Origin of the sequence: Phenylobacterium koreense (assembly GCF_040545335.1) — a bacterium.
Lineage (GTDB): Bacteria > Pseudomonadota > Alphaproteobacteria > Caulobacterales > Caulobacteraceae > Phenylobacterium > Phenylobacterium koreense.
This window is the reverse complement of record NZ_JBEPLU010000001.1, coordinates 1789518-1813371: the sequence shown is the minus strand read 5'-3', so window position 1 is coordinate 1813371 and position 23854 is coordinate 1789518. Positions and strand designations below refer to the sequence as shown.

General features: G+C 68.4%; 22 protein-coding genes. 7 read left to right on the top strand and 15 right to left on the bottom strand.

Features of this window, described 5'->3' with window-relative positions:
- Complete coding sequence (locus tag ABID41_RS09020; RefSeq protein WP_331931977.1) at nt 1-1488, bottom strand: FAD-linked oxidase C-terminal domain-containing protein; 1488 nt, start codon at nt 1486-1488, stop codon at nt 1-3.
- A gap of 173 nt (nt 1489-1661) precedes the next feature.
- On the opposite strand from ABID41_RS09020, the gene ABID41_RS09015 reads away from it, so the two are divergent.
- Entirely contained in the window at nt 1662-2048 is a 387-nt protein-coding gene (locus ABID41_RS09015; protein ID WP_331931976.1) for a c-type cytochrome, read from the top strand.
- Between the two features lie 3 nt (nt 2049-2051).
- Here ABID41_RS09015 and coaBC read toward each other — a convergent pair whose 3' ends face one another.
- On the bottom strand, nt 2052-3245 hold the full coding sequence (gene coaBC / locus ABID41_RS09010) for a bifunctional phosphopantothenoylcysteine decarboxylase/phosphopantothenate--cysteine ligase CoaBC (RefSeq protein ID WP_354297441.1): 1194 nt from the start codon (nt 3243-3245) through the stop codon (nt 2052-2054).
- Between the two features lie 115 nt (nt 3246-3360).
- On the opposite strand from coaBC, the gene ABID41_RS09005 reads away from it, so the two are divergent.
- From ABID41_RS09005 to ABID41_RS08995, 3 genes are all read left to right on the top strand, one after another.
- Nucleotides 3361-3891: a hypothetical protein gene (locus tag ABID41_RS09005; RefSeq protein WP_331930179.1), complete on the top strand. Its 531-nt coding sequence runs from the start codon at nt 3361-3363 to the stop codon at nt 3889-3891.
- A gap of 104 nt (nt 3892-3995) precedes the next feature.
- Complete coding sequence (locus ABID41_RS09000; protein ID WP_354297440.1) at nt 3996-4997, top strand: NADPH:quinone oxidoreductase family protein; 1002 nt, start codon at nt 3996-3998, stop codon at nt 4995-4997.
- 155 nt (nt 4998-5152) lie between these two features.
- On the top strand, nt 5153-6004 hold the full coding sequence (locus tag ABID41_RS08995; protein WP_331928425.1) for an SDR family NAD(P)-dependent oxidoreductase: 852 nt from the start codon (nt 5153-5155) through the stop codon (nt 6002-6004).
- A 181-nt stretch (nt 6005-6185) separates the two neighbouring features.
- Here the strand turns inward: ABID41_RS08995 and ABID41_RS08990 are convergent, their stop codons facing one another.
- Entirely contained in the window at nt 6186-6611 is a 426-nt protein-coding gene (locus ABID41_RS08990; RefSeq protein ID WP_331928427.1) for a YkvA family protein, read from the bottom strand.
- A 57-nt stretch (nt 6612-6668) separates the two neighbouring features.
- Here ABID41_RS08990 and ABID41_RS08985 point away from each other — a divergent pair, with 57 nt between their 5' ends.
- Entirely contained in the window at nt 6669-7451 is a 783-nt protein-coding gene (locus ABID41_RS08985; RefSeq protein WP_331928429.1) for an SDR family NAD(P)-dependent oxidoreductase, read from the top strand.
- Nucleotides 7452-7582: 131 nt separating this feature from the next.
- On the top strand, nt 7583-9898 hold the full coding sequence (locus ABID41_RS08980) for a PAS domain-containing protein (RefSeq protein ID WP_354297439.1): 2316 nt from the start codon (nt 7583-7585) through the stop codon (nt 9896-9898).
- A 109-nt stretch (nt 9899-10007) separates the two neighbouring features.
- Here ABID41_RS08980 and ABID41_RS08975 read toward each other — a convergent pair whose 3' ends face one another.
- The 11 genes from ABID41_RS08975 to rimP all read right to left on the bottom strand — a co-directional run bounded on the left by ABID41_RS08975 (nt 10008) and on the right by rimP (nt 22334).
- A complete protein-coding gene (locus tag ABID41_RS08975; RefSeq protein WP_331932606.1) occupies nt 10008-10604 on the bottom strand; it encodes an SOS response-associated peptidase family protein in 597 nt (198 codons plus the stop codon).
- A gap of 75 nt (nt 10605-10679) precedes the next feature.
- Nucleotides 10680-12821: a polyribonucleotide nucleotidyltransferase gene (gene pnp / locus ABID41_RS08970; RefSeq protein WP_331932605.1), complete on the bottom strand. Its 2142-nt coding sequence runs from the start codon at nt 12819-12821 to the stop codon at nt 10680-10682.
- Between the two features lie 248 nt (nt 12822-13069).
- Nucleotides 13070-13339: a 30S ribosomal protein S15 gene (gene rpsO, locus ABID41_RS08965; protein WP_331932604.1), complete on the bottom strand. Its 270-nt coding sequence runs from the start codon at nt 13337-13339 to the stop codon at nt 13070-13072.
- A gap of 3 nt (nt 13340-13342) precedes the next feature.
- The gene (gene truB / locus ABID41_RS08960) at nt 13343-14287 is read right to left on the bottom strand and encodes a tRNA pseudouridine(55) synthase TruB (protein WP_331932603.1); all 945 of its coding nucleotides are present in this window, start codon (nt 14285-14287) and stop codon (nt 13343-13345) included.
- Nucleotides 14287-14724, bottom strand: a complete 438-nt coding sequence (rbfA, locus tag ABID41_RS08955; protein WP_331932602.1) for a 30S ribosome-binding factor RbfA — start codon at nt 14722-14724, stop codon at nt 14287-14289. The genes truB and rbfA overlap by 1 nt, the downstream gene beginning before the upstream one ends.
- 102 nt (nt 14725-14826) lie before the next feature.
- Nucleotides 14827-15624: a dienelactone hydrolase family protein gene (locus ABID41_RS08950; RefSeq protein WP_331932601.1), complete on the bottom strand. Its 798-nt coding sequence runs from the start codon at nt 15622-15624 to the stop codon at nt 14827-14829.
- Nucleotides 15625-15663: 39 nt separating this feature from the next.
- Nucleotides 15664-16167: a DUF2939 domain-containing protein gene (locus ABID41_RS08945; protein ID WP_354297438.1), complete on the bottom strand. Its 504-nt coding sequence runs from the start codon at nt 16165-16167 to the stop codon at nt 15664-15666.
- A 148-nt stretch (nt 16168-16315) separates the two neighbouring features.
- A complete protein-coding gene (gene infB / locus ABID41_RS08940; protein WP_354297437.1) occupies nt 16316-19345 on the bottom strand; it encodes a translation initiation factor IF-2 in 3030 nt (1009 codons plus the stop codon).
- A 74-nt stretch (nt 19346-19419) separates the two neighbouring features.
- Entirely contained in the window at nt 19420-20100 is a 681-nt protein-coding gene (locus tag ABID41_RS08935; RefSeq protein WP_331931144.1) for an RNA-binding protein, read from the bottom strand.
- A gap of 6 nt (nt 20101-20106) precedes the next feature.
- Nucleotides 20107-21774, bottom strand: a complete 1668-nt coding sequence (gene nusA / locus ABID41_RS08930) for a transcription termination factor NusA (RefSeq protein ID WP_331931146.1) — start codon at nt 21772-21774, stop codon at nt 20107-20109.
- 14 nt (nt 21775-21788) lie between these two features.
- Nucleotides 21789-22334: a ribosome maturation factor RimP gene (gene rimP / locus ABID41_RS08925; RefSeq protein ID WP_331931148.1), complete on the bottom strand. Its 546-nt coding sequence runs from the start codon at nt 22332-22334 to the stop codon at nt 21789-21791.
- Nucleotides 22335-22594: 260 nt separating this feature from the next.
- Here rimP and ppa point away from each other — a divergent pair, with 260 nt between their 5' ends.
- Nucleotides 22595-23137, top strand: coding sequence for an inorganic diphosphatase (gene ppa / locus ABID41_RS08920; protein WP_331931150.1), 543 nt, complete (start codon nt 22595-22597; stop codon nt 23135-23137).
- Nucleotides 23138-23176: 39 nt separating this feature from the next.
- Here the strand turns inward: ppa and trmB are convergent, their stop codons facing one another.
- The gene (trmB, locus tag ABID41_RS08915) at nt 23177-23854 is read right to left on the bottom strand and encodes a tRNA (guanosine(46)-N7)-methyltransferase TrmB (RefSeq protein WP_331931152.1); all 678 of its coding nucleotides are present in this window, start codon (nt 23852-23854) and stop codon (nt 23177-23179) included.

Here is a 23854-nt window from a genome sequence, read left to right as displayed (position 1 = left end):
TCAAAACCGCTCGAGTTCGGGAAAGCGGACCTGGCCGCCGTGGATGTGCACCCGGCCCAGCTCGGCGCAGCGGCACAGCTTGGGGAACACCTTACCGGGATTGAGCAACCCGTCCTCGTCGAAGGCGCACTTCAGCCGCTGCTGCTGGTCCAGGTCGGCCGGCCCGAACTGCACCTCCATCAGGTCGCGCTTCTCGACCCCGACACCATGCTCGCCGGTCAGCACCCCGCCGACCTCCACGCAAAGGGTCAGGATCGCCGCCCCCAGCTCCTCGGCGCGATGCAGTTCGCCCGGCTTGTCGGCGTCGTAGAGGATCAGCGGATGCAGGTTGCCGTCGCCGGCATGGAAGACGTTGGCGATCCGCAGGCCGTAGCTCTCCGACAGCTCGCCCATGCGCCGCAGCACCTTGGGCAGGGTTCCGCGCGGAATGGTCCCGTCCATGCAGTAATAGTCCGGCGAGATCCGCCCCACCGCCGGGAAGGCGGCCTTGCGCCCGGCCCAGAAGCCGCGCCGCTCGTCCTCGTTCATCGAGACCCGCAGATAGCTCGCGCCGCAGCCATCGCCGATCCCGCGCACCACCTCGATCAGGTGATCGACCTCGGCCGGCGGCCCGTCCAGCTCGATGATCAGCAGCGCCTCGACGTCCAAGGGGTAGCCGACCCGCACGAACGCCTCGGCGGCCTGGATCGCCAGCCGGTCCATCATCTCCATGCCGGCCGGAATGATCCCGGCGGCGATGACGGCGGCCACGCAGGCGCCCGCCGCCTCCACCTCCTGAAAGCCCATCAGCAAGGCGCGCTGGGTCTCCGGCGCCTGCAGGATGCGGACCGTGACCTCGGTGACCACGCCCAGCAGCCCCTCCGACCCGCAGACCACGCCGAGCAGGTCCAGGCCCTCCGGGTCCAGGTGCTTGCCGCCCAGGCGCATGACCGTGCCGTCGATCAGCACCAGCTCCACGCCCAGCAGGTTGTTGGTGGTCATGCCATATTTCAGGCAATGCACCCCGCCGGCGTTCTCGGCGACGTTGCCGCCGATCGAGCAGGCGATCTGGCTCGAGGGGTCCGGCGCGTAATAGAACCCCTCGCCCGCCACCGCATGGGTGACCGCCAGGTTGCTGACCCCCGGCTGCACCACTGCGCACCGGTTCTCGTAGTCGACCTCGAGGATTCGGTTGAACTTGCCCAGGCCGAGGATCACCCCGTCGGCCAGCGGCAGCGAGCCGCCCGACAGCGAGGTGCCCGCGCCCCGCGGCACCACCTTCAGCCCGACCCCGTGGCAATAGGCCAGCACCCGGCTCACCTGCTCCACCGTCTCGGGCAGCACCACGATCATCGGCCGCTGGCGATAGGCGGTCAGCCCGTCGCACTCGTAGGCCGCCAGCTCGGCGTCCTCGTCGATCACGCCCTCGCCGGGCATGATGGCGCGCAGGGCGGCGACGAACTCCGCGCGCCGCGCCAGCAGGGCCGGATCGGGCGCGGGCATCAGCATCTGTCGGCCGTTCCTCGGTTCATGGATGCGGTTTTGCGGGGCGCGGGCAGGCGCCGTCAACGCCTGTCGCCTTCGCTGCCTCGACGAGAAGTCCGGTGACGAACCGGCGAAAATCTCCGACAAGTCGCCTCGGGGGACGTTCGGCTAGTGCTTTCAGAGTGAGGAGACCTTTCATGTCGCACCGCGTTCGCCGCCCCTGGATCGCCGTCGTTCCCGCGGTTTCGCTGATGGCGCTGGCCGGCGCGGCCGCCGCGGCGCCCAGCCAGGGCGAGACGCTCTTCAATCAGCGCTGCGGAACCTGCCATGCGATCGCGCCCGGCGGCGCGGCCAAGATGGGGCCTCCGCTCGCCGGCATGATCGGGCGCAAGGCCGGGACCGTCCCGGGCTTTTCCTATTCCGCCGCCATGAAGAAATCCGGCATCGTCTGGGACGCGGCCAGGCTCGACGCCTACATCGCCAAGCCCGCCGCGGTTGTCCCGGGCACCACGATGATGGTCGGCATGCCTGGCGATCCGGCCCAGAGGGCCGCCGTCGTCGCCTTCCTCGCCGCGCAGAAATAAGGCCTAGGAGAGGGCCCGGGCCATCCGCTCGGCGAGCTTGCGGGCCACCTCCGACTTGGGCGTCCGCTCCCAGCGCTCGATGCCCGCGGCGGTGACGATGGCGACGGCGTTGTCGTCGCCGCCCATGGTCCCGGCCACGCTGACGTCGTTGGCGACGATCCAGTCACAGCCCTTCCTGGCCAGCTTGGCCTTGGCGTAGTCTTCGACGTCGTTGGTCTCGGCGGCGAAGCCCACCACCAGCTTCGGCCGCCGGTCCGAGCGCGACAGCGTCGCCAGGATGTCCGGGTTCTCGACCAGGGTGATGGCCGGCGGGCCGTCCGCCCCTTTCTTCATCTTGCTCCCGGCCTCGGTTTCCGGCCGCCAGTCGGAGACCGCCGCCACGCAGACGGCGATGTCGGCCGGCAAGGCGGCCTCGCAGGCGGCCAGCATCTCGCGGGCCGTCTCAACGTCCACGCGCCTCACGCCCACGGGCGTGGCCAGCGCCACCGGGCCGGCGACCAGGGTCACCTCCGCGCCCAGGTCCGCCAGCGCCTTGGCGATCGCAAAGCCCTGCTTGCCGCTGGAGCGGTTGGTCAGCAGCCGCACCGGGTCGATCGGCTCGGCGGTGGGTCCGGCGGTGACGATCGCCCGCTTGCCGGCCAGCGGCCGCGCCGCCGGGCCTTCCAGGGCCGCCATGATCGCCGCGAAGATCGCCGGCGGCTCGGCCATCCGCCCGAAGCCGAATTCGCCGCAGGCCATCGCCCCCTCGTCGGGCCCGACGAACAGCACCCCGTCGCCCTTCAGGGTCGCCAGGTTGCGGCGGGTGGCCGGGTGCTCCCACATCCGCACGTTCATGGCCGGCGCCATCAGCACCGGCTTGTCGGTCGCCAGGATCGTGGTCGAGGCCAGGTCGCTGGCGTGCCCGTTCGCCGCCTTGGCCATCAGGTCGGCCGTCGCCGGCGCCACCACCACCAGGTCGGCAGAGCGCGACAGCTCGATGTGCCCCATCTCCGCCTCGTCGGTCAGCGAGAAGAGCTCGGAATAGACCTTGTCCTCGGCCAGCGCCGACAGCGACAGCGGCGTCACGAACTGCGCCCCGGCGGCGGTCAGGATCGGTCGCACCCCGACGCCGGCCTTGCGCAGCAATCTCGTCAGTTCCAGCGCCTTGTAGGCGGCGATCCCGCCCCCGACGATCAGCAGAATCCGCTTTTGCGACAAGGCCTGGAGCCCTCCCATTCCGGTCCGCTGGTCATAGGCCAAACAAGCGGCCTGGACAAACCGCCGGTTTAGTTCTTAATTTGTTCCAAAGCTTGGCCGTGAGAGGGAGAGAACCGTGGCTAGGTGTAAGATTGCGTTGAGCCTGGGCCTCGCCCTGATCCTGGCCGCCTGCGAACGGCCGTCCGCCGTCGCCAGGAAGGACGAGCCCGCCGCGGAGACCCCGCGCAGCTTCGCCTCCGCCGCCCCGTCGGAGAGTTCGCGCCGCGACCGCGAAGCGGCCCCGGTCCGCGAACTGGACGGCAAGCCCATCTGGTCGGCCAGCCGCCGCGGGACCGCCGAGGAGAACGCCCGGCGGGCCTTCGAGCGCAACGGCGAGGCCTTCGGCGCGAAGAACCTCGACGACTTCATCCGCAAGGCTCACGCCTTCATCGAAGCGCCGCCGCAGGGAACCGAGCGCCTGACCCGCGCCAATGGCGACGTGCTGTTCTACGATCCCAAGGACAACGTCTTCGCCGTCGCCACACGCGATGGCGCGCCCCGCACCATGTTCAAGCCGGACGAGGGCGCGGCCTACTGGCAGGCGCAGAAGGACCGCGAAAACCGCCGCACGGCCAGGGCCGACGATCGCGAGAGCGGCGGGGCCTGAGCAAGACCGGCGGCTCAAACAAATGTTCGAACCGCCCTTCCGCCTGCAACGGCCCTGCGCTAGCGTCCGCGCCCAATAGAAGTTCAGGCGCGGGAGAGAGCGACATGAAGGCGGTGCTCAGCAAGGTGGTCGGCGGACCCGAAACCCTGGTGGTTGAGGACATTCCCGCGCCGCAAGTGAAGCCCGGCTACGCGGTGGTCTCGGTCAAGGCGGTGGGGGTGAACTTCCCCGACGTCCTGATGATCGAGGACAAGTACCAGGGCAAGCCGCCCCGCCCCTTCTCGCCCGGCGGCGAGCTTTCGGGCGTGGTCAAGTCGGTCGGCGAGGGCGTCACCAACGTCAAGGTCGGCGACCGGATTCTCGCGAACACCGGCCAGGGCGGCATGGCCGAGGAGATCCTCCTGCCGGCCGATCGCCTGTGGCACATCCCCGACGCCATGCCGCATGACATCGCCGCGGCGTTCATCCTCACCTACGGCACCAGCTATCACGCCCTGACCGACCGTGCGCGGATGAAGCCCGGCGAGACCCTGCTGGTGCTCGGCGCGGCCGGCGGCGTCGGCCTGGCGGCCGTGGAGCTCGGCAAGGCCATGGGCGCCCGCGTGGTGGCCGCCTGCTCCAGCCAGGAGAAGGTCGACCTCGCCATCGCCCACGGCGCCGACGCCGGCGTCGTCTATGGCCGCGGCCCGTTCGACAAGGACGGCCAGAAGGCCCTGGGCGCGCTCTTCAAGGAGGCCGGCGGCGAGCACGGCTTCGACGTGATCTATGACGCCATCGGCGGCGACTACGCCGAGCCGGCCCTGCGCTCCATCGCCTGGGAAGGCCGCTATCTGGTCATCGGCTTCGCGGCCGGCGATATCCCGAGGATCCCGCTGAACCTCACCCTGCTGAAGGGCTGCGAGATCGTCGGCGTGTTCTGGGGCACCTGGGTGGCGCGCAATCCCAAGCTGTTCGCCAAGAGCGTCGACGAACTGATGAAGCTCTATCTCGACGGCAAGGTGAAGCCCCACGTCTCCGAGCGCTTCCCGCTCGAACGCGGCGGCGACGCCATCGCCCACCTCGGCAGCCGCAAGGCCATGGGCAAGGTGGTCGTGACCATCGACTAGGTCAAAAAGCCCCGCTCGGAGCGTTTTCCGCCGGAGTGGCCGCCGGTTCGGCGAAGAAAACGCGACCACCTCAAAGAAACTGGAGCAGCGCCCGATACAATCGGATCGGATGCTGCTCTAGTGATCGCCGATCATATAAACATAGGGAGCGGTAAATGGCGGGGCGTCTGGACGGCAAGGTGGCGGTGATCACCGGCGGGGTGTCGGGGATCGGGCTGGGAACGGTCGAGCTCTTCGTGGCGGAGGGCGCCAAGGTCGTCGCCGCCGACATCCAGGACGAGAAGGGCGCGATCCTCGAAAAGCGCTTCCCCGGCAAGGTCGCCTACGCCCATTGCGACGTCACCGACGAGGCCCAGATCGCCGCGGCGCTGGCCAAGGCCAAGAGCGAGTTCGGCGGCCTCGACATCCTCTTCAACAACGCCGGCATCTCCGACCGGATGAGCTCCATCCCGGAGATCACCGCCGACGGCTGGAGCTGGATCTTCGACATCCTGGTCCGCGGCCCGGCGCTGGGCATGAAGCACGCCGTGCCGCTGATGCTGGAACGCGGCGGCGGCTCGATCATCAACACCGCGTCGATCGCCGGCCTGCAGGCGGGCTTCGGGCCGATCGCCTATTCCACCGCCAAGGCCGGCGTCATCCATATGAGCCGGGTCGCCGCGGCCCAGCTCTCGCCCCAGAAAATCCGCGTCAACGCCATCTGCCCGGGCCTGATCGCCACCTCGATCTTCGGCGCCTCTGTCGGCCTGCCGCGCGAGGTCGCCGACCAGATGGCCGCCCGCATCGTCGAGAACGCCGCCGAGGCCCAGCCCGTGCCCAAGGCCGGCCTGCCCGGCGACATCGCCCAGGCGGCCCTCTATCTTGCCTCCGACGCCGCCGCCTTCGTCTCCGGAACCCACCTCGTGGTCGACGGCGGCATCACGGTCGGCGGCCGCCATTCCTGGGACCCCACCGCCACCTCGCCCTTCGCGACGATCTTGGGCGACATGACGCCGGCCCAGTCCTGACGGGAAAACTCATCAGATGCTCCCCCGTTGGGGGAACTGTCGGCAAAGGCGACTGAGGGGCCTCCCGGCGACGGTTTCGGCGAACTCCCCCTCCAAGGATCGTCATCCCCGGCCGCGCGAGCGCGCCCAGCCATGACCAACCGCGGTTAGCTTCAATCCCGTCAAAGGGAGGGGGCGACCCCTACTCTTCCTGCGCGATCTGCTTCAGCAGCCGCTTGGCCGCCAGCTTGTGGCGAGGCCGCAGGTTGCGGCCGACCACCGCCATCAGGGCGGCGAACACCGCCGCGTCATCCGTGAAGCCGACCACCGCCAGGACGTCCGGTATGGCGTCGGTGGGCAGGACGAAATAGGCCAGGCCCGCCATCATCAGCGCCTTGGCCCGGGTCGGCGTCTCCGGGTCCCTGGCGCAGAACCACACCGACAGGGCGTCGTCGGCGAAGGGGATCTTGGTCGCCACCTTGCGGATCTTCGGCCAGAAGCCGCGGGCCACCCGCTGCTCGTTCACCCGCGCCACCGCAGGGACCAGAGCGCGCGACGGATCGATCGCCTCGCTCGCGTCGAAAGCCTGGCCGTTGACGTGGGGTGACACTTTAGAGTCGGCGCTCATCAGGCTAAAGCCTCGGACAACAAGTCCGCATTAGACGTGAACGGGAGCCAAGCGTCCATGAAACTCGATTCCTCCATTTCCGCGGTCGTCACCGGCGGCGCCTCGGGCCTGGGCGAAGCCACCGTCCGCGCGCTGGCCGCGCAAGGGGTGAAGGTCGCCATCTTCGATATGAACGAGGCCAAGGGCGAAGCCGTGGCCAAGGAAGTGGGCGGCGTCTTCTGCAAGGTCAACGTCACCTCCGAGGAAGAAGTTGACGCAGCCTTCGCCAAGGCCCGCGCCGCTAACGGCCAGGAGCGCATCCTGGTGAATTGCGCCGGCACCGGAAACGCCATCAAGACCGCCAGCCGCGACCGGCAGACCGGCGAGACCAAGCACTTCCCGCTCGACGCCTTCAACCTGATCATCCAGATCAACCTGGTCGGGACCTTCCGCTGCATCGCCAAGTCGGCGAAGGGCATGCTGGACCTGCCCCCGCTGGAAGACGGCGAGCGCGGCGCCATCGTCAACACCGCCTCGGTCGCGGCTGAGGACGGCCAGATGGGCCAGGCCGCCTATTCGGCCTCCAAGGGCGGCGTGGTCGGCATGACCCTGCCCATCGCCCGCGACCTCTCCGGCGACGGCATCCGCGTCAACACCATCCTCCCGGGCATCTTCAACACCCCGCTGATGAACGCCGCCCCCCCGCAGGTGAAGGAAGCCCTGGCCGCCTCGGTCCCCTTCCCCAAGCGCCTCGGCAATGCGGAGGATTATGCTTCCCTCGCCCTGGAGATGATCACCAACGGCTATTTCAACGGCGAGGACGTCCGCCTCGACGGCGCCATCCGCATGGCCCCGCGCTAGGGTCGTCGCGATTGATGCATTTCAAGAGGGCCGCCGACATCGGCGGCCCTTCGTGTTTATCGTGACGCTTTACCTGCCGGCGTTTTGAGGGTTCCGTATTATCCGGAACTTTCGGGGGGCTGTATGGCGCCATGATGGGACGGTGGGCGCAGCGTTTCGCAACCACGACCAAGCGACCGCTGGTCGCCTATGCCACCGCCCTCGGAGCGGTAGGCGCGGCCGTCCTGCTGCGGCTCGCGGCGGGCCTGGTGATCCCCGCGCCGCCCAACTTCATGCTCTTCTACCCCGCCGTGCTTTTCGCGACCCTCGTGGCGGGCGCCAGGGGCGGCCTGCTCGCCAGCGGGCTCAGCGCGATCGCCGTCACCCTGCTCTGGACAGGCCTTGGCGACGTCACGCCGGTGCTGATGTTCGCCGTGACCGCCGCGGCCACCGTCTTCATCGGCCGGGCGATCCGTCTGGCGGTGCTGCGCGGGCTGGCCGCCGAGGAACGGTTCGCCATCTTCCAGCATCAGCCCATGGACGGGCTGATGGTCCTGGAGCCGATAGGATCAGGCGGCGAGATCACCGACTTCCGCTGGACCTACGCCAACCCGACCGCCGAGCGCATGGCCTCGGCCGCGACCTCGGACCTCGTGGGAAAACGGCTGCTCGATGTGTTCCCCAACCAGGTCGGCCGGGACATGCTGCGCCGCTTTGCCGCCGTGCTGCGTGACGGCGCTCCGGACGAGATGGAGATGCGACACCTGGTCGACGGCCAGGAGCTCTACCTTCGCTCCAGCGCCATGCGCGCCGACGGCCGCGTGACCGTCGCCTTGCGGGACGTGACCGCCCAGCGGACGTCCGAGAACGCGCTGAGGGCCGGAGAGGCGCAGATCCGCGCCCTGGTCGACAGCCTGCCCCAGCTCATCTGGTCGTGCCGGTCGGACGGCCATTGCGACTATCTCAGCCCGCAGTGGCTGGCCTTCACCGGCCTGCCCGCCGAGCAGCACTACGGCGATGGCTGGCTCGATGCAGTGCATCCGGAGGATCGCGACGCGGCGGCCGAAGCCTGGAGCCAGGCGGTGGCCGGCGGCCTGCCCTACAACATCGACTATCGCCTGCGCCGCCGCGACGGGGTCTGGCGCTGGGTGAGCGCCCGCGCCTCCGCCGTGCGCAACGACAACGGCGAGGTGCGCCGCTGGTTCGGCACCAGCAGCGACGTGACCGAGATCGTCGAGGCGCGGGAAGATCTGGAAACCCGCTTCGCCGAGCGCTCCCAGGCGCTGGAGCGCAGCCTGGCCGAGCGGGCCGAGGCCGAGGCCGCCCTCGCCCAGGCCCAGCGGCTGGAGACCGTCGGGCGGCTGACCGGCGGGGTGGCGCACGATTTTAACAATCTCCTGACCGTCGTGATCGGCGGGCTGGACATGATCCTGCAGCATCCGAACAACCCGGCCCGGGTCACGCGTCTGGCCGAGGCCGCCTTGGCGGCGGGCCGTCGGGGCGAGCGGCTGACGCGCCAGCTCCTGGCCTTTTCGCGCCGCCAGGAGCTGACGCTGGAGGTGGTGCGGCTGGCCGACCTGATCGACCAGATCGACCCCCTGATCCGCCGCGCCGTCGGCGAGGCGGTTGCGCTCACCATCCGGTGCGAAGGCGATGTGGGGGCCAGCCGGCTCGACGCCGCCCAGTTCGAGGCGGCCCTGCTGAACCTGGTCGTCAACGCCTCGGACGCCGCGCCGTCGTCGGGCGGCCACGTGGAGATCGCCCTGGAGCGCCGCAACGTCCCCGCAGGCGCCGTCCCAGGAGCCGCCGCGGGCGATTATGTCATGGTCTCGGTCTCCGACAACGGCGCGGGCATGTCGCCGGAAACCCTGCAACGCGCCTTCGAGCCCTTCTTCACGACCAAGGACGTCGGCAAGGGCACGGGGCTCGGCCTCGCCCAGGTCTACGGCTTCGTGCAACAGGTGGGCGGCGTGGCCACGATCGACTCCTCCGTCGGTTTCGGCACGACGGTCTCGCTGTATCTCCCGGCCGTCATGGCCCCCGCGGTCATCGAGGCCGCGCCGCCCGACATGGATCGCTCGGGTCTGGCCACCGGAACCCGGGTGTTGCTGGTCGAGGACGATGCGGCGGTCCGCGCCGTGGTCGAAGGCCTGCTCTGCGACTTCGGTTGCCAAGTGGAGGGCGCGCCCGACGCGCGCACCGCCCTGCGCCGGCTGCAGGCCAATGAGACCTTCGACCTCCTGATCTCCGACATCGTCATGCCCGGCGGGATGAGCGGGGTGGAGTTGGCCGAGGCCGCCCAGAACCGCGATCCGGAGCTGCCGATCCTGCTGACCAGCGGCTATGCCGGCGACCGCCTCGGTCAGGGGGCGGCGGACCTGCGATGGCCCCTGCTCCGCAAGCCGTTCCGCGCCGAGCAACTGGGCGCGGCCATAAGGGACGTGCTGGAACGGCGGGTCGATGCCTAGAGCGCGTTCCGCAGAAGTGGAAACCGGTTTTGCGATCAGAACGCGCTCAAACCTTTGAATCTAGAGCACGATTCAACGATCAGACGATTCCGTCTGATCGCATCGTGCTCTAGGCGGTAAGCTCGACCCCGTCGCGGCGCAGGGTGCGGGCCTTGAAGGTCCCGGCCGGCGGCGGTGCGAACAGGGCTGGCGACGGCGCCATCAGCCAGTTCATGCCGTCCTCGGGCGTAAAGGTGACGATCTGCCGATCGTGGTAGCCCGCAAGGTCCGGACCGGGCTCGGTCGTCAGCAGAGAGAAGCATCCCTCCCTCACGATTCCGGCTATCCAGAACCATTCCTGGAAGTTTCGGCAGAAAAGGTGCCGATCCTTGAGCTTCACGCCCGCCTTTTGGGGCGCCGTGTACTCGAAGAATCCGTCCGCCAGGACCAGCACCCGATCGCTCCGGGAGAAGTCACGCCCCTCTGACCGGAAGTTGAACACTGGCGCGCCCCGCGGCCCCGGCCAGGCCCAGGTCATGTCCTCGCCCTCCAGGGCCTCCCCGGCCAGGCGCACGACGAAGGCGCTGTCGCGGATGCGGATCGAGGGCTGTGCCTCGAGCTTGTTGGAGATCCGCCCGTCCTTCCAGCGGAACAGCGGCAGCCCTCGGCGATCGAACTCCTCGATCGCATCCTGCAACAGCTTGTGGCGCTGGAACTCGTTGCACATGGCGCGAAGGCTAAACGAAAAGGGCGGCCGCGTCGCCGCGACCGCCCTGCAATCGACCCGTAAAGGGCGTGAGCCTTAGGCTTCCTCAGCCGCCGGCTCGTCCTTCTTCGAAAGGTCTTCGCCGGTCTCCTGGTCGACGACCTTCATGGACAGGCGGGTCTTGCCGCGATCGTCGAAGCCCAGGAGCTTCACCTTCACGCTCTGACCTTCCTGCAGGACGTCCGAGACCTTCGCGACTCGCTCGTTCGAGATCTGCGACACGTGGACGAGGCCGTCCTTCGCGCCGAAGAAGTTCACGAAGGCGCCGAAGTCGACGACCTTCACGACCTTGCCGGTATAGATCGCGCCGATTTCCGGTTCCGAGGCGATCGACTTGATCCACTCGCGGGCGGCGTCGATCTTGGCCTGCTCGGCGGCGGCGATCTTGATGGTGCCGTCGTCGGCGATGTCGACCTTGGCGCCGGTCTTCTCGACGATCTCGCGGATGACCTTGCCGCCCGAACCGATGACTTCGCGGATCTTGTCGACCGCGATCTTCATGGTCTCGATCTTCGGCGCGAACTCGCCCAGCTCAGCGCGGGGCGCTTCCATGGCCTTGGCCATTTCGCCGAGGATGTGCTTGCGGCCGGCGTTAGCCTGCTCGAGCGCCTGCTTCATGATCGCCTCGGTGATGCCGGCGATCTTGATGTCCATCTGCAGCGAGGTGATGCCGTCTTCGGTGCCGGCGACCTTGAAGTCCATGTCGCCCAGGTGGTCTTCGTCACCCAGGATGTCCGACAGGACCGCGAAGCCGTCGTCCTCGAGGATCAGACCCATGGCGATGCCGGAGACCGGCTTCTTCAGCGGAACGCCCGCGTCCATCAGGGCCAGCGAGGAACCGCAGACCGAGGCCATCGAGGACGAACCGTTGGACTCCAGGATCTCGGAGACCAGGCGGATCGTGTAGGGGAAGTCCTCGTTCTTCGGCAGCATCGGGCGGATGGCCCGCCAGGCCAGCTTGCCGTGACCGACCTCGCGGCGCCCCGGAGCGCCCATGCGGCCCGTTTCCCCGACCGAGAAGGGCGGGAAGTTGTAGTGCAGCATGAACTTCTCGAAGTACTTGCCTTCGAGGGCGTCGATCAGTTGCTCGTCGTCGCCGGTGCCCAGGGTGGCGACCACCAGGGCCTGGGTTTCACCGCGGGTGAACAGGGCCGAGCCGTGGGCGCGCGGCAGGACGCCGACTTCCGAGACGATCTGCCGAACCTTGTCGACGGTGCGGCCGTCGATACGGATGCCGGTGTCCAGGATGTTGCGGCGCACGACGTCGGCTTCCAGTTCCTTGAAGACCGAGCCGAGCTTGTCGGGCGCGATGCCGGCCGGGTTCTCGTCGGACTTCCCGAACTGTTCGGTGGCCTTGGCCTTGGCGGCCGAGACCGCGTCGTGGCGCGGGCCCTTGGCGACGATCTTGTAGGCCGCAGCCAGGTCCTTGCCGATCAGCTTCTTCACTTCCGCCTTGATGGCGTCGGTGTCTTCCGGAACGAATTCGAAGGGTTCCTTGGCGGCGTGCTCGGCCAGCTCGATAATCGCCTCGATCACCGGCTGGATGCCGTTGTGGGCGAACATGACGCCCTTCAGGACCTCATCTTCGCTGAGTTCCTGGATTTCCGATTCCACCATCATCACGGCGTCGCTGGTCGAGGCGACGACCAGGTCCATGGCCGATTCCTTCTGCTCGTCGAGCGTCGGGTTCAGCACGTACTCGCCGTTGATGTAGCCTACGCGGGCCGCGCCGATGGGGCCCATGAACGGAGCGCCGGAGATCACCAGGGCAGCCGAGGCCGCGACCATGGCGACGATGTCCGGGTCGTTCTCGAGGTCGTGGGCCAGAACCGTGGTCACCACCTGGACTTCGTTCTTGAAGCCCTTGACGAACAGCGGGCGGATCGGACGGTCGATCAGGCGGGAGGTCAGGGTTTCCTTCTGGCTCGGCGCGCCTTCGCGACGGGGGAAGGAGCCGGGGATCTTGCCCGCGGCGTAGAATTTTTCCTGGTAGTTGACGGTCAGCGGGAAGAAGTCCTGACCGGGCTTGGCGCTCTTGGCGTAGACGGCGGTCGCCAGGACCATGGTCTCGCCATAGGTGGCCAGGACCGCGCCATCGGCTTGACGGGCCATGCGGCCGGTTTCGAGGGTCAGCGTCTTGCCGCCCCACTCGATCGTCTTGCGTTTGATATCGAACATTTTTGCTTCTTTCTCATCCCGCGGGCGTATTCCCTACGGGGGCGGACAGGGCGTCGGGGTTCCGAAATCCTCTCCAGACGAACAGGCGATGAGGATTGCTTTGGAACCCTCGGCGTATGACGAGCGGTCCAGACCATGGACCTCTCGGACGGCCGCTTTGTTCCCTCGGCCTGTTACGAGGGAAGCGGCGCTATGGTTTCGGCCTGATACGCAAAGCCCCCGGTTTCCCGGGGGCCGACCTGGTGGTCTTAGCGACGCAGACCCAGCTTTTCGATCAGAGACTGATAGCGGCCCTCGTCGGACTTCTTCAGGTGATCGAGCAGCGAACGGCGCTGGGAGACGAGCTTCAGCAGGCCCCGGCGCGAGTGGTTGTCCTTCTTGTGGGTCTTGAAGTGCTCGGTGAGGTTGGCGATGCGCTCCGAGAGGATCGCAACCTGCACTTCGGCGCTTCCGGTATCGCCTTCGGTGCGGCCGTGGGCTTTGATGAGCTCGGCCTTACGCTCTAGCGTGATCGACATCGGTTAGTCTCCGCTCTTGTCCAGATGAAAGACCCGCGAGGGCTCGAGCTTGCCCGCACGCATCTCGCAGAGCGCCACGATCGATCCGCCGTCCATGGCTGAAACGGTTCGCGTCCCGGGGCTTAGCCGGGCCTTGAGCGCTTCCACCTGTCGGGGAACCAGAACGATCGGTCGTCCCTGCTTCAGCTTGAAGGCGTCTTCGGCGGTCACGGCCAGCTCCGGGATGTCGTCCAGGGCGGTCTCGACCGGAAGCAATGCCTCCATGCACCGGGCCTTATGGCTCAAATCTTCCAACAATTCCAGCGTTATCGCGGTTTCTTCCTCGAAGGGACCGACCCGCGTCCGGCGCAGGGCGCTGACATGGGCGCAGGCGCCCAGCCGTTCGGCGATGTCTCGGACGATCGCGCGGACATAGGTGCCCTTGCCGCATTCCACGGCGATCTCGACATGATCGGCGTCCGGAGCGTCGATCACCCGGGCCTCGTAGATGGAGACCTGCCGGGCCTTCAGCTCCACCTGTTCGCCCGCGCGGGCGAGGTCATAGGCGCGCTCGCCATCCACCTTCACGGCGGAGAAAGCCGGCGGAACCTGCAGGATGTCGCCTACGAACTCCGGCAGCACCGCCTCGATCGCCGCCACGCTCGGGCGGACATCGGAGGTGGCGGTCGTCGCGCCCTCCCGGTCGAAGCTGGCCGTGGTCCGACCCCATTCGATGGTGAACCGGTAGGCCTTGTCGGCGTCCATCAGGAAGGAGACGGTCTTGGTCGCCTCGCCCAGGGCGATCGGCAGCACGCCGGTGGCCAGCGGGTCGAGGGTGCCCGCATGGCCGGCCTTCTGGGCGTTGAAGATGCGCCGGACGCGGCTCACCGCCTGGGTCGAACCCAGGTCGTAGGCCTTATCCAGGTTGATCCAGCCGGAGACGGCCTCACCCTTGCGGCGACGCGCCATCAGTCTTCATCCTTCCAGGAGTCCGAGGGCGGCTGAGGCGTCAGGTCCTGACGCACCTTCGGGTCGTCGAACAGCCGCCCGATCCGCTCGGCCTCGTCGAAGCTCTCGTCGTGCAGGAACTTCAGGTCCGGCGTGAACTTCATGTCGATCTCGCGCCCCAGCCGGCCGCGCAGGAATTTGGAGTGGCGGTTCAGCGCCTTGACCACCTCCGGCGCATGCTCGCCGCCGAGCGGTTCGATGAAGCAGACCGCGTGCTTGAGGTCAGGACTCATGCGCACCTCGGTGAGGGTCACCGAGACGCCCACCAGGGCTTCGTCCTCGAAGTCTTCCTCGCGAAGGATTTCCACCAGGGCGTGGCGAATAAGCTCGCCGGCGCGCAACTGGCGCTGGGATGGGCCCACCGGGCTGGGGCGGCCCTTGGACGTTGTACGTTTCATTGAACTGGCGCCTCTTACGACCCTGGCGCGCGGATCGGACGCGGCGGCTCAGGAGAAGGGCGGGCTTCTAGGCGTCCCACGACGCGAAGTCCACCCCGAAGCTCACGCCGCTCCGGTCCGCTCGCGGAAGAACGAAATGACCCGCGCCTCGGCTGCTTTGGTCGGCCCCTCCTCGGCGAGATTGATGGTCAGCACCGAGTGCGGATGCTTCAGGCCGCCAGGCGCAGCGTCCTTCGGATCGATCTCGATCGCTTCGAACCGATCGCCGAATTCGCGCCGGTAGGTCTCGAACCGCGCATCCGGCACGAAGGGATCGCCGTGGAACCGCAGGCCGATCATCGAGAGGTCCTCGTCCTGGAAGCGGCGGCGGGCGCAGGCGACCTCCGCCGGCGAAGCGCCGACGCCAGCCGCTTTCTCCGGCCGGCTGGCGCCCAAGGGCAGCGAAGGCTGGGACAGCACCGGAGCGACGACCGACGGCTCGGTCATCATCGCCAGGGCGAAGCCGCCGGTGAAGCACATCCCGACCGCCCCGACGCCTCTGCCGCCGCTGTCGGCGTGGGCCTTGCGCGCCAGCGCCCGCAACCAGTCCACGATCGGGCTCGACCGGTCGCTGGCCCAAACATTGAACTCGCGGCGGATGCAGACCCCGCCCAGCATGGTCAGCACGCCCAGCGGATGGTTCGCCGGCCGGCCCGGCTCGCCGAACAGATGGGGGCAATAGACGGTCATGCCGGCCGCGGCCACCCGGTCGGCGAACCGGATCACCTGCGGGTGCAGGCCTGGCATCTCGTGAATGACGATGACCGCCGGCCCCACCCCCCGCCGATAGACGTCGCGGGCCCATCGGCCGTCGTCGAACCGGAACTTCTCGTATGCGGCCAGCGCCGATGCGTAGCCCATGCGCTCCTCCCGTAAGGTCGCCGCGAGGAGTTAGGCCCGTCAGCCCTTGGTCCGCAGCATGGAAAGATCGCCATCGAAGCTGGAGAGCCGCCAGACCCCGTCCTCGCGGGTGAAAGTCAGCAGGCATGGACCGTTCTTTTTGCGGGGTGCGCACACCTGGCCCTCCCCGACCGTCTTCAACTGGCCGCCGATGACCAGGGAGTTCGGGATCGGGGTCGAGGGGCCATAGCCGTAGTACTCGGCGACAGCGCGGAAGGTCCGCGGCTGGATCAACGTCTCGCTGGCGGCCTCGGCGAGGGCCGGCGCGATCAGCGCGCCGAGGGCCGCCAGTTCGTCGCCGCCGGTCTTGCGCGCTTCGGCCAGCATCCGGGACTCGACCTGCCGCTTCAGGGCCTCGCGGTCCACGTGCTTGTCGAAGGTCGCCTTGTCGTTGTCGCGAATGGACACCAGCAGGGCATGGACGTCGGCGGCCGCGTCATAACGCTGGGTGGTCGCACAGGCGGCCAGCGCGAAGACGGCGAACGCAAAAAGCAGGTTTCTCATCAGCGGACCGGTTGTTGCGGATGGCGGAGCATGTCGTATCCCAAGCTACGGGCCCTGCGACAAGCCGGACGCGTACTATGAACGGGCCCGACCACGAAAAAGGCCCCCGGTTTCCCGGGGGCCTGATCTTCGCGCCAAAGACGGCGATCTAGAGGCTGCGGGCCACTTCTTCGAGATTGAAGCACTCGATGACGTCGCCTTCCTTGATGTCCTGGAAGCCCTCGAAGAACATCCCGCACTCGACGCCGGAGCCCACCTCGGCGACTTCGTCCTTGAAGCGCTTGAGGGTCTTGAGCGTACCGAGTTCGAGCACCACGATGTCCTCGCGGATGATCCGGACGCGAGCGCCACGGCGAACCACGCCTTCGGTGACGCGGCAACCGGCGACGCGGCCGACCTTGGTGATGTCGAACACCTGCAGGACCCGCGCGTTGCCCAGGAAGGTCTCGCGTTGTTCCGGCGCCAGCATGCCCGAGAGCACGCCTTTGATGTCGTCGATCAGGTCGTAGATGATCGCGTAGTAGCGGATCTCGACGCCCTCGCGTTCGGCCAGCGCCTGCGCCTGCTTCGAGGCGCGGACGTTGAAGCCGATGATCGGCGCGCCCGAGCTCTTGGCCAGGGTGACGTCGCTTTCGCTGATCGCGCCGGCGCCCGAGAGGATGATCCGCGCACGGACTTCGTCGGTGGCCAGCTTTTCGAGCGAGCCGACGATGGCCTCGGCCGAGCCTTGCACGTCCGCCTTAATGATGACCGGCAGCTCCGAGACCTTCTTGTCCTGAAGCTTGGCCATGAAGTCGGCCATGGTCACGCCGGCGGCGACCGGCGAACCGGCCTTCTCGCGCTTCAGGCGGGTCCGGTATTCGGTCAGTTCGCGGGCGCGAGCCTCGCTCTCCACCACGGCGAAGGGTTCGCCGGGGGTCGGAGCCCCATCGAGGCCGAGGATCTCCACCGGCACCGAGGGACCGGCCGCATCGAGCTGCTCGTCGCGCTCGTTCAGCAGGGCCCGCACGCGACCGAAATTGGCGCCGGCGACGACGATGTCGCCACGCTTCAGGGTGCCGCGCTTGACCAGCACGGTCGAAACCGCGCCGCGGCCGCGATCGAGCTTGGCCTCGATGACCGTGCCGTCCGCAGTGCGGTCCGGATTGGCCTTCAGGTCCATTATCTCGGCCTGAACCAGGATCGCCTCGATCAGGTTCTCGAGGCCCTGCTTCTTCAGCGCCGAGACCTCGATCACCTGGGTGTCGCCACCGAGGCTTTCGACGACGATCTCGTGCTGCAGCAGCTCGTTGATCACCCGCTGCGGATTGGCGTCGGGCTTATCCATCTTGTTGATCGCCACGATGATCGGGGCGCCGGCCGCCTTGGCGTGCTGGATGGCCTCGACCGTCTGCGGCATGACGCCGTCGTCTGCGGCGACCACCAGGACCACGATGTCCGTGACGTCAGCGCCGCGCGCCCGCATGGCGGAGAACGCAGCGTGGCCGGGGGTGTCCAGGAAGGTCACGGCCTGACCGCTGGCCAGGCGAACCTGGTAGGCGCCGATGTGCTGGGTGATGCCGCCGTGCTCGCCGGCCGCCACGTCCGCCGAACGCAGGGCGTCCAGCAGCGAGGTCTTGCCGTGGTCGACGTGGCCCATGACCGCCACGACGGGCGGGCGCGGGACCAGATGATCGTCCACGTCCTCTTCGCCGAGGAAGCCTTCTTCGACGTCGGCTTCCGAGACGCGGCGGACGGTGTGGCCGAATTCGGTGGCCACCAGTTCGGCGGTGTCGTTGTCGATGACGTCGTTGATCTTGAGCATCACGCCCTGACGCATCAGGAATTTGATGATCTCCACGCCGCGGGTCGCCATGCGGTTGGCCAGTTCGGCCACCGTGATGACGTCCGGGATGACGACTTCGCGGGCCACGCGGGCCTGTTCCTGGCCGCCGCCCTTGCGCTTCTCACGTTCACGCTCGCGCGCCCGGCGGACCGAGGCCAGCGAACGCATACGCTCGACGGCGCCCTCGTCGTCACCGGCCACGGCCTGGATGGTCAGGCGCCCTTCGCGCCGCTGAGCCGCGCCCTTGACCCGGCTGATCGCCTTGTTGGGCGCAGTCGGGGTCTTGCGGCGCGTATCCTCTTCATCGTCGGGACGACGGGCCTCGCCGCCGGGCCGCGGGGCCTGACGGGTCGCACGTTGAATCTCAGGAGTCGCAGGCGGAGCGTTGGGAGCCGCGCCGCGAGGCGGACGCGGGCCACCCGGACGATCGCCGGGCCGGCCGCCGCCGGGCGCGGGGCGCGGCGACAGGGCCGAATAGCGGACGGGCTCGCCGCTGGGACGCGGGCGATCGCCTTGCGGACGGTCGCCCTGCGGGCGGCCGCCACCGGTCCGATCGCCGCGCGGACCGCCACGATCGTCGCGGGGCGGGCGAGGCGCATCGGCGCGCGGCGCGCGCTGGCCGAAGTTCATATTCTCGTAGCGACCCGGCTCGCGGGTCCGCTCCGGACGATAGGTCGTCGTGGTCGGACGATCGTCGCGGCGTTCGCGCGAAGGTTCGTAGGTGCGGGTCTGGCCGGGGGCCGACCGCGGCGCGTCCTGGCGGGCCGGAGCCTCGGCGCGGGGCGCAGGCGCAGCAGCCTGCGGAGCCGCCGCACGGGGGGCTTCCTGAGCCGGAGCGGCCGGCGCGGCAGGCGCCGCGGGAGCGGACGCAGCCGGAGCGGCAGGCGCCGGCGGCGGGGCGGCCGCAGCGGCGGCCTCGGCCTTGGCGGCGGCGGCAGCCTTCGCAGCCTCGGCGCGGGCGGCCTCGGCTTCGGCGCGAGCGCGTTCCTCGCGGGCGCGCTGTTCGGCCGCCTGGCGGGCCTGATGCTCGCGGGCGAGTTCGATCGCGCGCTGACGGGCGCGTTGTTCTTCCGCCGAAAGGCCGGAGCCGTCGCCGGACGGTCCCTGGCTCGGGCGCGGCCCGGCGGACTGCGGCGAGGAAGCGCGGCGTTCAGCCGAAGACGGGGCAGCAAGGTTCCCGGCCGGCGACGCATGCGTGCGCTGGCGCTTGGTCTCCACGACCACCGTCTTGGACCGGCCATGGCTGAAGCTCTGCTTCACCGTGCCCGCACTGACCGATCCGGCCCCACGGGGCTTCAGGGTCAGGGGAGCTCGCCCTCCGGGCGTCCGGCCGTTGTCGTTCTCGTCGCTCATGCGCTCGCTTTACATATCGATCGGGGCGGCCCCGACCACGGACATTCCAATAGCTCTAGGCGCGCGAAACCGTGTCAGGTTCCGCCCGCCTCAGAAGGCCTCTCCTCGCGCCAACTCTCGGGAAGGAGCGGGCTAAAGCCAGCCAATCTCCGGACGTCTCTCGTCCAATGATCGGCGCCGCGCCCCGCAAGGAAGGCGGTGTGTATCACATTCTCCGCCCCCAAGGCCAAACCCAATTCCTCGGCGTTGAAGAGTCCGAGGACCTGAGGGGGGTTAGGTGACTTGCGGGCCACATTAAGGATCTTGCGGCGGCCGTCCGCCGCGCCGTCGGCGGCTTCGACCAGCCAGGCCACCTTACCGGCGTTCAGCGCCGCGGCGACCTTTTCGTATCCGGAGATAAGCTCCCCGGCCCGTTTCGCAAGCCCGAGGCTCTCCAGAAGCCGACGGCGCAGCAGGCCCTCGACCTGATCGGCGAGGTCGGCCGGGGCCGCCAGCTTGGCCTTGGCGGACCGCGCGAAATGGCCCTTGCGGGCCGCGGTTTCCACCGAGACGCGGTCGGCGGCGACCCACATGCCGCGTCCGGGCAGCTTGGCGGCGAGATCGGGAACGACCAGCCCCTCGGGGCCCGCGACAAAGCGAACCAGGGCGCCCTCCCCCATCACCTGGCCGGAGACGATATCCCGCCGCTCCCGCGCCGCCTGGGCGAGGGTGCGGGGCGTCGCTCTCGCGGCCGCGTTGACGGAGGGGGCGGTCACCAGGTCTTACGCCTCCGGGCTTTCTTCCTCGGGGGCGGCTTCGTACTCGCCCTCGGCGTATTCGGCTTCCGGCTCCAGCTCGGGCTCCGGCACCTCGACCCAACCCATGGCGATACGGGCTCGCATGATCAGGGCCTCGGCGTCCATGGCGTCGAGATTGAAGCTTTCGAGGATGCCCGGCTCGCGCACGCGCTCGCCGTCGCGGGTCTCGAACCAGCCGCGCAGGTCGTCGGGGATCAGGCCGGCCAGGTCCTCGACGCTCTTCACGTCGCCTTCGCCCAGGGCCACGGCCATCGGCAGGGTCACGCCCTCGATCTCCAGCAGACCGTCCTCGACGCCCAGGGCCTTGCGCTTGGCGTCGTACTCGGCCGCTTCCTTCTCGAGGTACTCGCGGGCGCGGGTCTGGATTTCCTCGGCGGTGTCCTCGTCGAAGCCTTCGATGGCCGCGATGTCCGAGGCGTCCACATAGGCCACGTCCTCGACCGAGGCGAAGCCTTCGGTGACCAGGAGCTGGGCGATGACCTCGTCGACGTCCAGGGCTTCCTGGAACAGGGCCGTGCGCTCGGTGAACTCGCGCTGACGGCGCTCGCTCTCCTGGCTCTCGGTCATGATGTCGATCTGCCAGCCGGTGAGCTGGGAGGCCAGGCGGACGTTCTGGCCGCGGCGGCCGATGGCCAGGGACAGCTGTTCGTCCGGCACCACGACTTCGACGCGCTCGTCCTCTTCGTCCATGACGACCTTGGACACTTCGGCCGGGGCCAGGCCGTTGACGATGAAGGTCGCCTCGTCCGGGCTCCACTGGATGATGTCGATCTTCTCGCCCTGCAGCTCGGCCACGACCGCCTGCACGCGCGAACCGCGCATGCCGACGCAGGCGCCGACCGGGTCGATCGAGGAGTCGTTCGACACCACCGCCATCTTGGCGCGCGAACCCGGATCGCGGGCCACCGCGCGGATTTCGATCACGCCGTCATAGACTTCCGGCACTTCCTGGGCGAACAGCTTGGCCATGAAGCCGCCATGGGCGCGGCTGAGCAGGATCTGCGGGCCCTTGGTCTCGCGGCGGACGTCGTAGATGTAGCAGCGGATCCGGTCGCCGATGTTGAAGTTCTCGCGCGGGATCGACTGGTCGCGGCGCATGATGCCTTCGCCACGGCCCAGGTCGACGACGGTGTTGCCGTATTCGACGCGCTTGACGACGCCGTTGACGATCTCGCCGACGCGATCCTTGAACTCTTCGTACTGACGCTCGCGCTCGGCTTCGCGGACCTTCCCGGTCACCACCTGGCGAGCCATCTGGGTCTGGACGCGGCCGAACTCGAAGGGCGGCAGGATCTCTTCGTAGGTCTTGCCGACAAAGGCGTCCTTGTCGTCGCGCAGGGCGTCGGCCAGGCGGCGCACGCCCACCGGCTCCTCGGCCAGGCCGTCCTCGCTCTCGAACACGGCGTCGTCGGGGATCACGGTGATGACGCGCTTGACGGTCATCTCGCCGGTCTTGGGATCGATGCGTACCCGGATGTCGTGCTCGGCGCCGTACCGCGCGCGGGCGCCCTTCTGGATCGCTTCCTCGATCGCCTCGATGACGATCTCCTTGTCGATCGACTTTTCCCGGGCCACGGCCTCGGCGATCTGCAACAGCTCAAGCCGGTTGGCGGAAATGCCGGTCAGGCTCATCGGTCTGCGTCCTCTTACTCGGGTGTTTCTTGATCGGCCTCGGCGCTCAGGCGGGCGGCGCGTTCGTCCGCGCCGCGCTTCATCAGCGCGTCGGTCAGGATGAGTTTAGCATCCACGATCCAGGAGAACGGGATCATGGCGGTGGAGTCTTCGCCTTCCAGGTCGATGCCCACGGCGTCGCCCTCGACCCCGGCCAATATACCGCGGAAGCGCTTGCGCCCCTCGGCCACGCGGTCGAGCTCGATCCGCGCGTCATGGCCTTCGTAGTTGGCGAAATCCTTCAGCCTCGTCAGCGGCCTGTCGACGCCGGGGGACGAGACCTCCAGCGTATATTCCCCGGCGATGGGGTCGGCGGCGTCCATGACTTCGGAGATCGCCCGCGACAGCCGCGCGCAGTCCTCGACGACCATCTCGCCTTCCGGCGTCTCGGCCATCACCTGAAGGCGACGGGCGCTGTCCCCGCCCATCAGGCGCAGGCGCACGATCTCATAACCTGCGGCCTCCGCGACGGGGTCGAGAAGTTCCAGGAGTCGGCGGTCTTCAGCGGTCTTGCCACGCATAAGCTTGGCTGCTCTCCGGCAACAAAAAAGCGGCTGGGCCGAAGCCTGCCGCTCGTATGCGCTATCCAGCGCTAACGGACGATGTGAGGCTTATATAGCGCGGGACCTGCGTTTTGTCAGCCCCCCGCGGGGCGGGCGCATTTGCGGAGCGAATTGCAGCTTTCGCGCTCGATCGGGGTCGGCGCCCCTTTTCGTGAGGCTCCGAATGGTTCACAGACGCGGCGCTAAAACTTTCAGTGTCGCAAGGTCCTTCCCTCCCTATGGACATCTCCAAGATTCCCGTCGGCGTGAACCCGCCGTACGACGTCAACGCCATCATCGAAATTCCGCAGGGCGGCGAGCCTGTGAAGTACGAGCTCGACAAGGAGAGCGGCGCCATCATGGTCGACCGCTTCCTCCATACGGCGATGTACTATCCCGGCAACTACGGCTTCATCCCGCACACCCTGTCGGACGATGGCGACCCGATGGACGTGCTGGTGGTCGGACCGACTCCGGTCGTTCCCGGCGCGGTGATCCGCGTGCGTCCGATCGGCACCCTGATGATGGTCGACGAGGCCGGCGGCGACGAAAAGGTCCTGGCCGTTCCGGTGGACAAGCTGCACCCGTTCTACGCCGGCGTGGATTCCTGGCGCAGCCTGCCGGCGATTCTGACCGAGCAGATCGCCCACTTCTTCCAGCACTATAAGGACCTGGAGAAGGGCAAGCGCGTCGAGATCGTCCGCTGGGCCGATCCGGAAGAGACCGGTGAGCTGATCCGCCAGGGGATCGAGCGCGCCAAGGCCGCCGGCAAGGGCCAGTAAGTCGAAATGAGGCGGCGGGCCACGCGCCCGCCGTCACCCTCAGCGCCGCACGAAGTCGAAGAACACCGGCTCGCAGTCGCCCAGGCGCTTTTCCTCATAACGTGTCGTGATGTGGTCGGCCGGCGGAACCCGCCAGTCGTCGGCGCGCTCGGCTGTCCAGTCGAAGTCCGGCGAGGCCAGGATGCGCTCCAGCGCCCAGTCGGCGTAGCCGGCGACATCGGTCGCGAACCGCAGCCGCCCGCCTGGCTTCAGCAGCCGCGCCAGTTCGGCGACCATCTCCGGCTGGACGATACGGCGCTTGTGATGCCGCGCCTTGGGCCAGGGGTCCGGGAACAGGATGAAGACCCGCGACAAGCAGCCGGTCGGCATCCGGGCGGCGAGTTCCCGCGCGTCTCCGTCGTGAATCCTGACGTTGGAAAGCCCCTGCTCGTCCACGTGCCGCACGGCGCTGGCCACGCCGTTGAGGAACGGCTCGCAGCCGACGATCAGCACGTCGGGCCGGCGAGCCGCCTGGCTGGCCATGTGCTCGCCGCCGCCGAAGCCGATCTCCAGCCAGGCCTCCGCGGCCCCCGGCATCAGTTCGCGAGGGTCGAACGGCCCCTCGGGCGGCCGGATAGAGGGCAGCAGGGTTTCGACCAGCGCGGCCTGGCGCGGCTTGATCGGACGTGACTTGATCCGGCCGTAGGACCGGAGGAGGGGGTGAGCGGCGTCTTCCAT

Coding starts and splice junctions, on each gene's coding strand:
- ABID41_RS09020 (WP_331931977.1), bottom strand. CDS start 1,488: ATGCTGATGCCCGCGCCCGATCCGGCCCTGCTGGCGCGGCGCGCGGAG.
- ABID41_RS09015 (WP_331931976.1), top strand. CDS start 1,662: ATGTCGCACCGCGTTCGCCGCCCCTGGATCGCCGTCGTTCCCGCGGTT.
- ABID41_RS09000 (WP_354297440.1), top strand. CDS start 3,996: ATGAAGGCGGTGCTCAGCAAGGTGGTCGGCGGACCCGAAACCCTGGTG.
- ABID41_RS08995 (WP_331928425.1), top strand. CDS start 5,153: ATGGCGGGGCGTCTGGACGGCAAGGTGGCGGTGATCACCGGCGGGGTG.
- ABID41_RS08990 (WP_331928427.1), bottom strand. CDS start 6,611: ATGAGCGCCGACTCTAAAGTGTCACCCCACGTCAACGGCCAGGCTTTC.
- ABID41_RS08985 (WP_331928429.1), top strand. CDS start 6,669: ATGAAACTCGATTCCTCCATTTCCGCGGTCGTCACCGGCGGCGCCTCG.
- ABID41_RS08980 (WP_354297439.1), top strand. CDS start 7,583: ATGATGGGACGGTGGGCGCAGCGTTTCGCAACCACGACCAAGCGACCG.
- ABID41_RS08975 (WP_331932606.1), bottom strand. CDS start 10,604: ATGTGCAACGAGTTCCAGCGCCACAAGCTGTTGCAGGATGCGATCGAG.
- pnp (WP_331932605.1), bottom strand. CDS start 12,821: ATGTTCGATATCAAACGCAAGACGATCGAGTGGGGCGGCAAGACGCTG.
- rpsO (WP_331932604.1), bottom strand. CDS start 13,339: ATGTCGATCACGCTAGAGCGTAAGGCCGAGCTCATCAAAGCCCACGGC.
- truB (WP_331932603.1), bottom strand. CDS start 14,287: ATGGCGCGTCGCCGCAAGGGTGAGGCCGTCTCCGGCTGGATCAACCTG.
- rbfA (WP_331932602.1), bottom strand. CDS start 14,724: ATGAAACGTACAACGTCCAAGGGCCGCCCCAGCCCGGTGGGCCCATCC.
- ABID41_RS08950 (WP_331932601.1), bottom strand. CDS start 15,624: ATGGGCTACGCATCGGCGCTGGCCGCATACGAGAAGTTCCGGTTCGAC.
- ABID41_RS08945 (WP_354297438.1), bottom strand. CDS start 16,167: ATGAGAAACCTGCTTTTTGCGTTCGCCGTCTTCGCGCTGGCCGCCTGT.
- infB (WP_354297437.1), bottom strand. CDS start 19,345: ATGAGCGACGAGAACGACAACGGCCGGACGCCCGGAGGGCGAGCTCCC.
- nusA (WP_331931146.1), bottom strand. CDS start 21,774: ATGAGCCTGACCGGCATTTCCGCCAACCGGCTTGAGCTGTTGCAGATC.
- rimP (WP_331931148.1), bottom strand. CDS start 22,334: ATGCGTGGCAAGACCGCTGAAGACCGCCGACTCCTGGAACTTCTCGAC.
- ppa (WP_331931150.1), top strand. CDS start 22,595: ATGGACATCTCCAAGATTCCCGTCGGCGTGAACCCGCCGTACGACGTC.
- trmB (WP_331931152.1), bottom strand. CDS start 23,854: ATGGAAGACGCCGCTCACCCCCTCCTCCGGTCCTACGGCCGGATCAAG.